Origin of the sequence: Qipengyuania mesophila, assembly GCF_019711655.1 — a bacterium.
Taxonomy (GTDB): Bacteria; Pseudomonadota; Alphaproteobacteria; order Sphingomonadales; family Sphingomonadaceae; genus Qipengyuania; species Qipengyuania mesophila.
In genome coordinates this window covers 135,607-148,140 of record NZ_JAIGNU010000001.1, presented here as the reverse complement: position 1 = coordinate 148,140, position 12,534 = coordinate 135,607, and the positions used below count along the sequence as shown (strand labels likewise).

Genomic DNA, 12,534 nt, shown 5'->3' with positions numbered 1-12,534 from the left:
TGCGGGCGCGCATGCAATCGCTATCTCGGCGGCACACTCATTGTGGAGATTTGAATTGGGTTATCGTGTTGCCGTGGTCGGTGCGACCGGGAATGTCGGGCGCGAAATGATGCAGGTGCTCGCCGAGCGCGAGTTCCCGATCGATGAGGTGGCGGCGGTCGCCAGCAGCCGTTCGCACGGCACCGAAGTCGAATTCGGCGACACCGGCAAGATGCTCAAATGCAAGAATATCGAGCATTTCGACTGGTCCGGCTGGGACATAGCGCTGTTCGCCGCGGGCAGCGGCCCGGCCAAGGAATACGCACCCAAGGCGGCGGCGGCCGGCTGCGTCGTGATCGACAATTCGTCGCTCTTCCGTATGGACCCGGACGTGCCGCTGATCGTGCCCGAGGTGAATCCGGATGCGATCCACGACTACAAGAAGCGCAACATCATCGCCAATCCCAACTGCTCGACCGCGCAGCTGGTGGTCGCGCTCAAGCCGCTGCATGACGCGGCGACGATCAAGCGTGTCGTCGTCTCGACCTACCAGTCGGTCTCGGGCGCGGGCAAGGCGGGGATGGACGAGCTGTTCCAGCAGAGCCGCGCGATCTTCGTCGGCGACCCGGTCGAGCCGGTGAAGTTCACCAAGCAGATCGCCTTCAACGTCATTCCGCACATCGACGTCTTCATGGATGACGGATCGACCAAGGAAGAGTGGAAGATGGTGGTCGAGACCAAGAAGATCCTCGATCCCAAGATCAAGCTGAACGCCACTTGCGTGCGCGTGCCGGTGTTCGTCGGCCATTCGGAAGCCGTGAACATCGAGTTCGAGAACGAGCTGAGCGCGGAGCAGGCGCAGGAAATCCTGCGCGAGGCGCCGGGGATCATGCTGATCGACAAGCGTGAGGACGAGGGATACGTGACCCCCGTCGAAAGCGCGGGCGACAGCGCGACCTATATCAGCCGTGTGCGCGACGATCCGACGGTCGACAACGGCATCACGCTGTGGTGCGTCTCGGACAACCTCCGCAAGGGCGCGGCGCTCAATGCGGTGCAGATCGCCGAGCTGCTCGGCCGCGAATGCCTCAAGAAGGGATGATCCGGAAAGCGCTTCTCGTCGCCCTGCCGCTGGCGCTTGCCGCCTGCGGTCAGTCCGAACCCGCACCCGAAACCACCGAGAGCGCCGCGCCGGCGGGCGACCCGCTGGCCGGGGTGCAGGTGGTGGTCGATGCCGACGGTCTCGGTGCGAAGGGCGCGGAGCCGCTACGCTTCGGGGCACCGCGCGACGAGGTCGATGGAGCGATCGCCAAGGCTCTCGGCTCCTCGCCCGAGACCTCGCGCAACGAGGAATGCGGCGCCGGGCCGATGGACTTCAGCCAGTTCGGCCCGCTGCAGCTCGCCTATATGGATGGCGCGCTGCGCGGCTGGTTCCTGCGCAAGGGCGAGGGCGTGGCGACGTCGGACGGAGTGCGGCCCGGTGTGACGACGCTGGAAGGCCTCAAGCTCGAACGGCAGGTGCGCGAACTCGATACGACGCTGCCGGGCGAATTCGAATACACCACTGCTGATTACGGCACGATCACCGGCTTTGCCGAGGACGGGAACACCGTCACCGCGCTCCAGGCCGGAGTCAGCTGCTTCTCTCGCTGATCACTCGCCCGGGGGCGGCATGGGTCCCGTTCTCGGCTTCGGCTTGCGCATGATGAAGGCCAGCGGGACGGCGGCCAGCGTGATCCACATCATCATCCAGAAATCGTCGATATAGGCGACCATCGCGGCCTGCCTGTTGGCTTCGAGATCGAGCATCCTGAGCGCGATCTCGCCGAGGTTCTGGTAGCGGTCGACCGTGCTGACATCGATCATGCTCGAGACCGAGGCGCCGGTAAGGTTCGAGGCGATGTCGGCATGCGCGGTCTGGAGATTGCGCGCCAGCATGACGGTGGTGAGCGAGATGCCCGCCGATGCACCGAGCGAGCGGAACAGGTTGAGCAGGCTCGACCCGTCGGTGCGCAGGCGCGGGGGCAGTGTGCCGAAGGCGCTGACGTTGAGCGGAATGAAGACGAGGCCCATGCCAAGCCCCTGGACGAGGCCCGAGGCGACGATGTGGAAACGGTCGACGCCGAGCGACCACTGCGCCATTTCGTAGAGCGAAACCGCGCAAATGATGAATCCGGTGGCCACCACGGGGCGCGGGTCGAGATTGCGGCGCATGGCCATGCCGGCGAACTGCATCGAGATCAGCACGCCGATGCCGCGCGGCATCAGCACCAGGCCGGTATCGATCACGTCGTAGCCCATCAGCTGCTGCAGCATCGGCGGCAGCAGCGCCATGGTGGCGAACATGACCACACCGATCGCCAGCATGAAGCCCATGGCGATGGCGAAATTGCGATCGAGGAACAGCGCGCGGTCGAACAGCCCGTCCTTCGCGCTGCCGAGATGGATCACCGCCATCCAGGTCGAGGAGATGAACAGGAAGGTCCACAGCCAGATCTCGTAGCTGTCGTACCAGTCGAGCGTCTGTCCGCGGTCGAGCAGCATCTGAAAACTCGCGAGCGCCACGCCGAGCAGGACGAAACCGGATAGGTCGAACTTCCGCCGGATCACCTCGCGGTGCGGCAATTGCGTGACGAGAATGGCGAGGCTGAGGATGCCGATCGGTAGGTTGACGTAGAACACCCAGCGCCAGTTGGCCTGTTCGGTCAGCCACCCGCCCAAGACCGGGCCGAGGATCGGGCCGATCATGATGCCCATGCCCCACAGCGCCATCATCTGCGCGTGCTTGCTCGGCTTGTTGGTGTCGAGCATGAAGGCCTGGCTGAGCGGCGCGATGAAGGCCCCGGTCACGCCTTGCAGGGCGCGGAAGATCACCATCTCCTGGAGGTTCTGCGCCATGCCGCAGAGCATCGAGGAAAGGATGAAACCTGCGACCGACAGGATGAACAGGCGGCGCGCGCCAACCCTGTCCGAGAGCCAGCCGGTGATCGGCAGCGCCACGGCACTCGCGATGATGTAGCTGGTCAGGACCCAGGTGATCGTCTCGGTGGTCGCACCGAGCGCCGTGCGCATGTGCGGGATCGCGACGTTCGCGATCGTGGTGTCGAGGACCTGCAGCAGCGAAGCTGCCATGATCCCGACGATCAGTATTCCCGGATTGGCAACGGGTAGCTGTGCGACGTCATGCGCCGGGTCGGGCGCTGTGGCGCCTCCTGCGGGGACGGCACGGCTGGCCATGGATCAGCGCTTCTTGCCATCGGTGTAGACGGTGATCTCGGTCGACAGCCCGGCGATCAGCGGGCGCGGGCTCTTTTCGTCGATGGCGATGCGCACCGGGACACGCTGGGTCACCTTGACCCAGTTGCCGGTCGCGTTCTGCGCGGGGATGACCGAGAACTCGCTCCCGGTGCCCGCACCGATCGATTCGACGTGACCCTTGAGCGTCAGGCCCGGATAGGCATCGAAATGCACTTCGGCGGGCTGGCCCACCTGCATGTCGGCGAGGTCGGTTTCCTTGAAGTTGGCTTCGACATAGCTGCTGCCGTCGGCGACCAGCGTGAGCACGGGGAGGCCCTGGACGACCTGCTGGCCGCGCTGGAGGCGCTCGGCCTGCGCGACGCGACCCGAACTCGGCGCGCGCACTTCGGTGCGGCGTAGCGAGAGCTCGGCAACGGCCTTCTGTGCCTTGCCGGCGGCGACCTGGGGGTTTTCCCCGGGGACGGCGCTGCCGGTGGCAAGCTTGGCGCGAGCGGCCTGCTGGCGCGCTTCGGCCTGGCGCAACTCCTCGCGCGCCTGATTGACGCGGTGGCGTGCCGCATCGTGATCGGCCTTGGTCACGAAGCCGCGCTTGAACAGCGCATCCTTGCGCTCGAAATCGGACTGGGCGAAGGCAATGTCCTCGCGCGCAGCGGCAATGTCGACACCCGAGAGGTCGGAGGAATTGGCCAGCGCGGTGACATTGGCCTGCGCCCCGGCGATGGCTGCATCCGCCTGCGCGATCTGCAGGCGATAGGGTTCGGGATCGATGCGGAACAGCAGGTCACCCTTCTGCACCGTGTCGCCTTCGCCGACGAAAACCTCGACGATCTCGCCACCCACCTGCGCGCTGACCGAGACCTTGTCCTGCTGGACATAGGCATTGTCGGTCGAAACCTTGCCCTGCAGCGAGAGCCAGTAGATCCCGCCGGCAATGAGCAGCGCCAAGGGCACGCTGAGCATCAGCGTCAGGCGGCCCCACTTGCGCTTGGGTGCGGGCGCTTCGACGGGTTCCACGGTATCGACCGGGATCTGCGGATCGGCCTCAGCCATTGGCGACATTCCTGATTTCACGTTCGGCCGTGAGATTGGCCGAGACTTTTTCGAGGAGCCGCGCGAGCATGTCTTGCTCCTGCGCGGTGAGACCCTCCGCCATGTCCTCGACCAGCGCATTGACGATCACGCGCAGCGGTTCGACGATCTCGCGGCTCTTGTCGGTAAGATGAAGCAGGCGAGCGCGGCGGTCGTTGGGGTCGAAGACGCGCTCGACCCAGCCGGCTTCCTCCATCCGGTCGACAATGCGGGTGAGGGTGATCGGCTCGACCTCGATCCGCTCGGCATAGAAGGCCTGATTGTTGTCCGGGAATTTCACCAGGCTCATCAGCAGTCGCGCCTGCACGGCGGTGAGGCCCAGGCTGCGGACGCGTTCGTCGAAGGTCTTCCTCAGCAGGCGACCGCTGTCCGACAGGAGATAGCCGATGTTCGTTTCCATGGCGTCGCATATAATAACATGGCTTATTATTGCAAGTTGCAATTAAAGAAAGCTCTGTGCGAGAAACTGCAATCCATGCTTAGAAGAGGGCCATGACGCTGACCGCCGATCTCTATTTCAGCTTCCGCTCGCCCTATAGCTTCCTCGCGGTCGGGCGGTACCGGGCACTCGCCGAAGAGTACGCAGTCGATATCGCGCTGCGGCCGGTCTATCCGCTGGCGATCCGGCAGCCCGACTTCTTCGAGCGCAACCATCCCAACTGGATGGCCTATACGATCCGCGACATGATGCGGGTGGCGCAGTTCCACGGGATCGCCTTCGGGCCGCCGCGCCCCGACCCGATCGTCCAGAACCCCGCCACGCGCGAGATCGCCGCAGACCAGCCCTATATCCGCCGCGTCACCCGTGTGGGGCAGGCAGCGGCACGGCGCGGCAAGGGGCTCGCCTTCGCGCATGAAGCAGGCCAGCTCATCTGGGGCGGTCAGGAGGGTTGGCACGAGGGCGACCACCTCGCGGGTGCGCTGGCCAGGGCGGGGCTTGATGCACAAGAAATCGAGGCTGAGGTGGCGGCTCAAGCGCAGGAACTCGACGCCGAGATCGCCGCTAACCAGGATGCTCTCGAAGCGGCGGGTCATTGGGGCGTGCCGACGCTGGTGTTCGACGGCGAACCCTTCTTCGGCCAGGACCGTATCGAGATGGCGCAATGGCGCATGGAGCAAAAGGGTTTGGCGAGGCGATGAAGGGCGAGCTGACCGGAGGATGCCTGTGCGGTGCCGTGCGTTATACCTTGCGCGACGGCTTCCGCCTCAATCCCTATGCCTGTCACTGCACCGATTGCCAGAGCCGGACCGGCTCGGCGTTCAGCGAACACATGCTGTTCACCCTGGCCGATCTCGACATATCCGGCGATCTGGATGCGGGCGAATACGACCAGCCGAGCGGAGCCCACTCGCGCATCTTCGGCTGTGCTAGGTGCAAGGCGCGGATCTATGCCGTCAACGATAGCCGCGACGGTCTCGCCAGCCTGCGCTGCGGGACGCTCGACGACAGTGCTTCATTCGTCCCTTCCGCTCATCTGTGGGTGAGGAGCAAGCAGCGGTGGATCCGCCTGCCGGAAGACGCGAAGGCGATGGACGAGCAACCGCGATCCAGCGAGGACTGGGTCGCATTCGTGGGGATTGCAGGACGATGAAGGAGACGAAGACCGGAGGCTGCCAGTGCGGCGCGGTGCGCTACACAGCGCAGATCGACCCCGAGCAGGCCTATCTCTGCCATTGCCGCATGTGCCAGCGTGCGACGGGCGGGGTCTCGATCGCCTTTATCGGCCTGCCGAAAAGCGACATGACGTGGGAAAGCGGTCCTGACTGGTACGCCAGTTCGCCCATCGCTCGGCGGCCCTTCTGCAGTCGATGTGGCACGCCGCTCGGTTTTGCCTTCAACGAGGGTGAAAACATGGACATCACCGTCGGCAGCCTCGACGAGCCCTATGGCATCGAACCGCATTGGCATTTCGCCTCGGAGAAGATTCACGAGGGCTGGATCGACACCTCGGGCCTCAAACGCATTCCCTTGAGCGAGCACATCGCGCTGAGCCAGCGCTGGATCGACGCGACCGGCGAGGTGCCCGAGTGAGGACAGAGTTTTTCGAGAGCTTCGACGGCACGCGGCTGGCGGTCCACCGGCATGGCGAAGGACGGCCCTTCCTCCTGCTCCACGGCCTGTTCTCGAGCGCCGCGATGAACTGGATCAAGTGGGGGCACCACGAGACGATCGCGGCGCAAGGCTTCGAAGTGATCATGCTCGATTTCCGCGTCCACGGGGAGAGCGCGGCACCGCACGATCCGGAGAAATATCCCTCGAACGTGCTGGTGCGCGACGTCGCGGCGCTGGTCGATCATCTTGGCCTTGCGGATTACGATCTCGGCGGTTTCTCGCTCGGTGCGCGCACCTCGCTGCATGCGGTGGCGCATGGCGTGCTCGAACCTGCGCGATTGGTGATTGGCGGCATGGGTACGGCGGGGCTTGGCGAGTGGCATCGCCGGGCGGCCAAGTTCCGCCGCGTGATCGACAAGTTCGACGAAATCCCCCGGGGCGATCCCGACTATTTCTCGATGCAATTCCTCAAGTCGCAGGGCGTCGATCGCGTGGCGGCACGCTTGCTGCTCGACACCATGCCCGATCTCGACCTCGCGCTGCTCGACAATATCGCCATGCCGACGCTGGTGGTCTGCGGCGACGAGGACCGCGACAATGGCTCGGCAGAGGAACTCGCCGAAATGCTGCCCGATGCTACCTTCGTCGAGGTTCCGGGCACGCATATGAGCAGCGTGACCAAGCCCGATCTGGGGCAGGCGATCGCCGACTGGCTGGCAGGGCAACAATGACCGGTCCGAAGCCCGATCTCCGCTGGTGGCTGTGGGGCCTTGCCGCCTTCGGCATAGTGATCGCGTTGAGCGTCTCCATCACTGTCTTCGGCGACGGCGTGACCTGGGGTATCGGCGAGCACCAGGCGGCGGGAAGCGCCGCGCGGGTCGATGAAATCCAGACGCAATGGCGCGCGGGCGGGGTCCGGAACCTGGCGATCGTCGCCATGCTCGGCGACCTCGTGTTCATCGGGATCTACGGCTGGGGCAGCTGGCGCGCCGGGCGCAGTTTCATGGCGATGCCCGGCGCTTTGGGGCTTTTGGGCGTCCTTATCGCGGCCTCGGCGGTGGTCTTCGTGCTCTGCGACTACACCGAAACACTGCTACAATTGGTTCAATTGCTGCGCGAGCGCGGGTCGGACGCGATGGCCGCGACCGCGGCAGCAGTGCGCCCGATCAAATCCGTTGCCTGGCTGGCGAGTTTCTTCGGCGTGCTGGCGGCGCTCGCGATCGGTCGCGTGGGCGGACGAACGCTTGATTAAGCGACGCTGCAGGTGCAATCCGGTAGCACGTGAAACCACATCGCAGAATTCACTCCTGAGAGGACAATCATGAAACTCGCTTCCGTCGCGCTTTCCGCGCTCGCCATCTCGCTCGCCACACCGGCGCTCGCCAACCATCACGAAGGCATGGACCACGCCCAGATGGACCATGACGCGATGGCACATCCGCTGACCCCGCAGGGCGCGGCCGACTGGGTCGCGATGGTCGAGAAGGAAATGGGCGATTTCGGCGTCGAATACGCCCGTATCTCGTGGGTCAACGCGACCTATATCACCGATGACACCGACGCGCTGGCCGCGAAATACGGGGCCGAAGCGACCGAGATGTCGGTCCGCTACGCCAATGAGGCGGCGAAATATGCGCAGGTGAAGGGGCTCGACCCCGAAGTCGCACGCAAGCTCGACATCCTGCGCAACGGCATCGTCATGCCCGCCCCGGTGCGCGACGGTGCGGCGACCGAACTCAACGAGATCGCGACCAGCCTCAACAGCCAGTACGGCAAGGGCAAGGGCACCCTGAACGGCAAGGAGATCAGCGGTAGCGACATCGAGGCCGAAATGGGCAATCTCGATCGCACGCCTGCAGAGCTGGCCGAGATGTGGACCAGCTGGCACGACAATGTCGGCGCGCCGATGCGTGACGACTACCTGCGCATGATCGCCATCGCCAACGACGGTTCGAAGGAGCTGGGCTTCGCCGATCTGGGCGCCATGTGGCGTTCGAACTACGACATGGACCCCGATGCCTTCGCCGCAGAGACCGAGCGCATGTGGCAGGAAGTGAAGCCGCTCTACATGGCGCTGCACACCTATGTCCGTTCGAAACTTAACGAAAAATACGGTGCCGAGGTTCAGCCTGCCACCGGGCCGATCCGCGCCGACCTGCTGGGCAACATGTGGGCTCAGGAATGGGGCAATATCTATCCGCTGGTGGCTCCCGCCGGCGCCGGCGACATCGGCTATGACCTGACCGATCTCATCGAGAAGAAAGGGCTCGACGAGATCCAGATGGTCAAGACGGGCGAGCAGTTCTTCTCCTCGCTCGGTTTCGAGCCGCTGCCGGGTACCTTCTGGGAACGGAGCCAGTTCACCAAGCCTGCCGACCGGGAAGTGGTGTGCCACGCCAGCGCTTGGGACGTCGACAATGTCGACGATCTGCGCATCAAGATGTGCATCAAGAAGAATGCGGACGACTTCATCACCATCCACCACGAGCTGGGCCACAACTACTACCAGCGCGCCTACAACACGCAGGACTACCTGCATCTGAACGGCGCCAACGACGGCTTCCACGAAGCCATCGGCGACATGGTGGCACTGTCGATCACGCCCGAATATCTCGTCCAGATCGACATGCTCGAGAAGAAGGACGTGCCGAGCGCCGACAAGGACATCGGCCTGCTGCTGCGCCAGGCGATGGACAAGGTCGCCTTCCTGCCCTTCGGCCTGATGGTCGATCGCTATCGCTGGGGTCTGTTCGACGGTTCGATCCCGGCGGACGAGCTCAACCAGGGATGGAACGACCTACGCCTGCAGTACCAGGGCATCGTTCCGCCGGTCGCGCGCGACGAGACCGGCTTCGACGCGGGTGCCAAGTACCACATCCCGGGCAACGTGCCCTACACCCGCTATTTCCTCGCGCGGATTCTGCAGTTCCAGTTCTTCAAGGCTGCCTGCGACCAGGCCGGCTGGGAGGGCCCGCTGCACCGCTGTTCGTTCTACGGCAACGAGGAGGTAGGCAAGAAGCTCAACGCCATGCTCGAAATGGGGGCCAGCAAGCCCTGGCCCGACGCGCTGGAAGCCTTCACCGGTGAGCGTCAGATGAGCGGCAAGGCGATGGTTGAATATTTCGCTCCGCTCAAGGCCTGGCTCGACGAGCAGAACAAGGGCCAGCCGCAGGGCTGGTAAGCGGCATGGCCGGGGCGGTGGCATCGGCCGCCGCCCCGCATTGCCAACCCGGGTGCCGAGCCGCTAACAGCTTGCATCATGGGAGAAAAGAAGACCAAGCTGGAGGTCGTGGGCTGGCGCGAGCTGGTTCACCTTCCCGATCTCGGCCTGCATGCGCTGCCGGCCAAGATCGATACGGGGGCACGCACCTCCTCGCTCCATGCGACGATCCTCGAGCAGTTCGAACGCGATGGCGAACGCTATGTCCGCTTTGCGGTCGATTTCGAACGCCAGCACGTGCGCCAGGTGTGCGAGGCGGTGCATATCGACTGGCGCGGGATAACCAGTTCGAACGGCGAGACCCAGTGCCGGATGATCGTCAAGACGCCGCTGCGTATCGGCAATGTCACATTTCGCGCCGAGGTCAGCCTGGCCGACCGGAGCGACATGAAATTCCCGATGCTGATCGGGCGATCTGCGCTAAGGCGCCGGTTCGTCGTCGACTCGGGTCATTCCTGGCTCCAGAGCCCGGGACGCGACGTTGAAAAAGGTCACACATCATGAAAATCGCGATGCTGGCGCGCAACGCCAATCTCTATTCGCACCAACGCCTTAAGGAGGCGGCGGAAGCGCGCGGGCACCATTTCGACATTCTCAACACGACGCGCTGCACGGTCCACATCGCGAGCCATCGACCCGAGGTCTACTACAATGGCGAGCCCTGCGTCGGATATGACGCGGTGATCCCGCGTATCGGCGCTTCGATCACCAATTACGGCCTCGCGATCCTGCGCCAGTTCGAAATGCGCGGCTGCTGGCCATTGAACGAAAGCGTCGCCATCGGCCGCAGCCGCGACAAGCTCAGGAGCATGCAGATCCTCGCCAAGCACGGGCTCGGCCTACCGCTGACCGCCTATGCCAACGATCCCAAGCAGGCCGAGGAGATCATCAAGGCGGTCAAGGGGCCGCCGGTGGTGATCAAGCTGCTCGAAGGCACGCAGGGCATCGGCGTTGTGCTCGCGGAGACGATGAGCAGCGCCAAGTCGGTGATCGAGGCCTTCCGCGGCGCCAACGTCAACATCCTGGTGCAGGAATTCATCAAGGAAGCCGGCGGCACCGACATCCGCGCGCTGGTGGTCGGCGGCAAGGTCGTCGCGGCGATGAAGCGCACCGGTGCGCCCGATGATTTCCGCAGCAACCTCCACCGCGGCGGCAGCGCGCAGCTGATCAAGATCACGCCAGAGGAACGCAGCACCGCGGTGCGCGCGGCCAAGCGCATGGGCCTCAACGTCTGCGGCGTCGACATGCTGCGCAGCAATCACGGCCCGGTGATCATGGAGGTCAATTCCTCGCCCGGTCTCGAAGGTATCGAGAACGCCACCGGCAAGGATATCGCCGGGATGATCATCGACTACATCGAAAAGAACGCGCGCGACGGCAAGACCAAGACCAAGGGAAAGGGCTGATGCGCGGGAAAATCATTGCAGCGCTTGCTCTCACATTGCTTGCGTCACCTTCGTTCGCTCAGTCCGCGGATCCAGCTCCGGTCGTTTCAGCCAACGAAACGATCCTGCGTGTGAGCGGCGAAGGCACATTGAGTGTCGCGCCGGAGATGGCCAAGATTTCCGTCGGTGTGAGCACGACCGGTGCGACAGCCTTGGATGCTCTGTCCGAAAACAATCGGAAATCCGGTAGTCTGGTAGAAGCTATCCGAGCAGCTGGGATTGCGGGTAAGGACGTGCAAACGAACGACCTTTCGGTAGAGCCTGAGTATGCTGAGGACGAAGAAGTCGATCGCATAATCGGTTGGCGCGCGACGAATACGCTAACTATCACAACTTCCGATCTCGAAAATCTAGGTGATCTCATCACAGTTTTGTTCGAGGCAGGTGGAAATACCGCAGACACACCCGATTTCGGCCTTACCGAACGATCGAAACTGCGTGCGACACGCCAAGCAGAGCGCAAAGCCTTGGAAGAGGCGCGTGACCAAGCGGAGGCGACAGCCGAAGCGTTGGGAATGAGAATTGCCCGCACTTTGCTGGTTTCAGATAGCAAGGTGAGTTTTACGGGTGGGGGTAGATATATTGTCGTTACTGGAAGTCGGATGGCGAGATCGGCCGTTCCGATCGAGCCGGGCCTGATTGAAGTCGAGGCCAAATACTCGGTGGAGTACGCTCTCGTACCACTTTAGGAGTTGCGGCACCTACGCATTCCGCGCCATGAGTCCGCCGTCGACCGGGATCACCGCTCCGGTGATGTAGCTCGCCGCGGGCAGTACCAGCGACAGCGTCATGTGCGCCACCTCCTCGGGGTCGCCGTAGCGCTTGAGCGCGGTGCGGCGCTTGGCGAAGATCACCTTGTGCTCGTCGGGCACCGCCTCGGTCATCGCGGTACGGATCGGGCCGGGACAGATGCAGTTGCAGGTAATGCCTTCGGGTCCGAGATCGACCGCAAGCCCGCGCGTCAGCCCGGTCACGCCGGTCTTGGCCGCGACATAGGGCGTGTCGCCGGGCGTCGCGCCCAGTCCCTCGGTGCTGGCGATATTGACGATCCGCGCGGCGTCGCTCTCGCGCAGATGCGGCAGTGCGGCGCGCACCATGCGCTGCTGCGCGGTGAGCATCACCGCGAGCGCGCGGTGCCAGATTTCCTCATAGGCATCCTCGTCGAGCGCGCAGAAACTCGACACGCCGGCATTGTTGACGAGGATGTCGATCCCGCCGAAATCCGCGGCGATCTGCGCGACGACGCGCGCGATCGTATCGCCATCCGCCACGTCGAGCGCATAAGCGCGGGCGTCCCCCCCGCATTCGCGCGCCACCTCCTCGCAGGCCACCAGGTCGAGATCGGTCACCGCCACCCTCGCGCCCTCGGCCGCGAACAGCAGGGCGGTCGCCCGCCCCATACCGCTCGCCGCCCCGGTGACGATGGCTATGCGCCCCGCGATCGAGCGCGAGCGGTTGGGCATATCGGTCATGTCTCTCTCCCTTGCGGG

Annotated in this window: 15 protein-coding genes; 11 read left to right on the top strand and 4 right to left on the bottom strand. The window is 64.2% G+C overall.

The annotated features are described in order from the left end of the window. Positions 1-55: 55 nt before the first annotated feature. Together K3181_RS00715 and K3181_RS00710 are read left to right on the top strand one after the other, a co-directional pair. Complete coding sequence (locus tag K3181_RS00715) at positions 56-1,081, top strand: aspartate-semialdehyde dehydrogenase (protein WP_221599887.1); 1,026 nt, start codon at positions 56-58, stop codon at positions 1,079-1,081. Then, positions 1,078-1,632 carry a hypothetical protein gene (locus tag K3181_RS00710; protein WP_221599885.1) on the top strand — a complete coding sequence of 185 codons (555 nt, stop codon included), beginning with the start codon at positions 1,078-1,080 and terminating at the stop codon, positions 1,630-1,632. The genes K3181_RS00715 and K3181_RS00710 overlap by 4 nt, the downstream gene beginning before the upstream one ends. Here the strand turns inward: K3181_RS00710 and K3181_RS00705 are convergent, their stop codons facing one another. Genes K3181_RS00705 through K3181_RS00695 form a run of 3 tightly spaced genes read right to left on the bottom strand, consistent with a single transcriptional unit; the run spans position 1,633 to position 4,726 of the window. Beyond that, positions 1,633-3,216, bottom strand: coding sequence for a DHA2 family efflux MFS transporter permease subunit (locus K3181_RS00705; RefSeq protein ID WP_221599883.1), 1,584 nt, complete (start codon positions 3,214-3,216; stop codon positions 1,633-1,635). 3 nt (positions 3,217-3,219) lie between these two features. Beyond that, entirely contained in the window at positions 3,220-4,287 is a 1,068-nt protein-coding gene (locus tag K3181_RS00700) for an HlyD family secretion protein (RefSeq protein WP_221599881.1), read from the bottom strand. Beyond that, positions 4,280-4,726 (bottom strand): MarR family winged helix-turn-helix transcriptional regulator, encoded by a 447-nt coding sequence (locus K3181_RS00695; protein WP_221599879.1) that lies wholly within the window; start codon positions 4,724-4,726, stop codon positions 4,280-4,282. Before K3181_RS00695 ends, K3181_RS00700 begins: the two co-directional genes overlap by 8 nt. A gap of 92 nt (positions 4,727-4,818) precedes the next feature. Here K3181_RS00695 and K3181_RS00690 point away from each other — a divergent pair, with 92 nt between their 5' ends. From K3181_RS00690 to K3181_RS00650, 9 genes are all read left to right on the top strand, one after another. Next, entirely contained in the window at positions 4,819-5,466 is a 648-nt protein-coding gene (locus K3181_RS00690; RefSeq protein ID WP_221599877.1) for a 2-hydroxychromene-2-carboxylate isomerase, read from the top strand. Next, a complete protein-coding gene (locus tag K3181_RS00685; RefSeq protein ID WP_221599875.1) occupies positions 5,463-5,918 on the top strand; it encodes a GFA family protein in 456 nt (151 codons plus the stop codon). Before K3181_RS00690 ends, K3181_RS00685 begins: the two co-directional genes overlap by 4 nt. Further along, positions 5,915-6,358: a GFA family protein gene (locus K3181_RS00680; RefSeq protein ID WP_221599873.1), complete on the top strand. Its 444-nt coding sequence runs from the start codon at positions 5,915-5,917 to the stop codon at positions 6,356-6,358. Before K3181_RS00685 ends, K3181_RS00680 begins: the two co-directional genes overlap by 4 nt. Continuing rightward, positions 6,355-7,110 (top strand): alpha/beta fold hydrolase, encoded by a 756-nt coding sequence (locus K3181_RS00675; protein WP_221599871.1) that lies wholly within the window; start codon positions 6,355-6,357, stop codon positions 7,108-7,110. The genes K3181_RS00680 and K3181_RS00675 overlap by 4 nt, the downstream gene beginning before the upstream one ends. After that, a complete protein-coding gene (locus K3181_RS00670; RefSeq protein ID WP_221599869.1) occupies positions 7,107-7,631 on the top strand; it encodes a hypothetical protein in 525 nt (174 codons plus the stop codon). The genes K3181_RS00675 and K3181_RS00670 overlap by 4 nt, the downstream gene beginning before the upstream one ends. A gap of 69 nt (positions 7,632-7,700) precedes the next feature. Next, complete coding sequence (locus K3181_RS00665; protein WP_221599867.1) at positions 7,701-9,560, top strand: M2 family metallopeptidase; 1,860 nt, start codon at positions 7,701-7,703, stop codon at positions 9,558-9,560. A 78-nt stretch (positions 9,561-9,638) separates the two neighbouring features. After that, positions 9,639-10,103, top strand: a complete 465-nt coding sequence (locus K3181_RS00660) for an ATP-dependent zinc protease family protein (RefSeq protein ID WP_221599865.1) — start codon at positions 9,639-9,641, stop codon at positions 10,101-10,103. Next, positions 10,100-11,005: a 30S ribosomal protein S6--L-glutamate ligase gene (rimK, locus tag K3181_RS00655; RefSeq protein ID WP_221599863.1), complete on the top strand. Its 906-nt coding sequence runs from the start codon at positions 10,100-10,102 to the stop codon at positions 11,003-11,005. Before K3181_RS00660 ends, rimK begins: the two co-directional genes overlap by 4 nt. Then, on the top strand, positions 11,005-11,733 hold the full coding sequence (locus K3181_RS00650; protein WP_221599861.1) for an SIMPL domain-containing protein: 729 nt from the start codon (positions 11,005-11,007) through the stop codon (positions 11,731-11,733). Before rimK ends, K3181_RS00650 begins: the two co-directional genes overlap by 1 nt. A gap of 12 nt (positions 11,734-11,745) precedes the next feature. Here the strand turns inward: K3181_RS00650 and K3181_RS00645 are convergent, their stop codons facing one another. Then, positions 11,746-12,516 carry an SDR family NAD(P)-dependent oxidoreductase gene (locus tag K3181_RS00645; RefSeq protein WP_221599859.1) on the bottom strand — a complete coding sequence of 257 codons (771 nt, stop codon included), beginning with the start codon at positions 12,514-12,516 and terminating at the stop codon, positions 11,746-11,748. Positions 12,517-12,534: the final 18 nt, after the last annotated feature.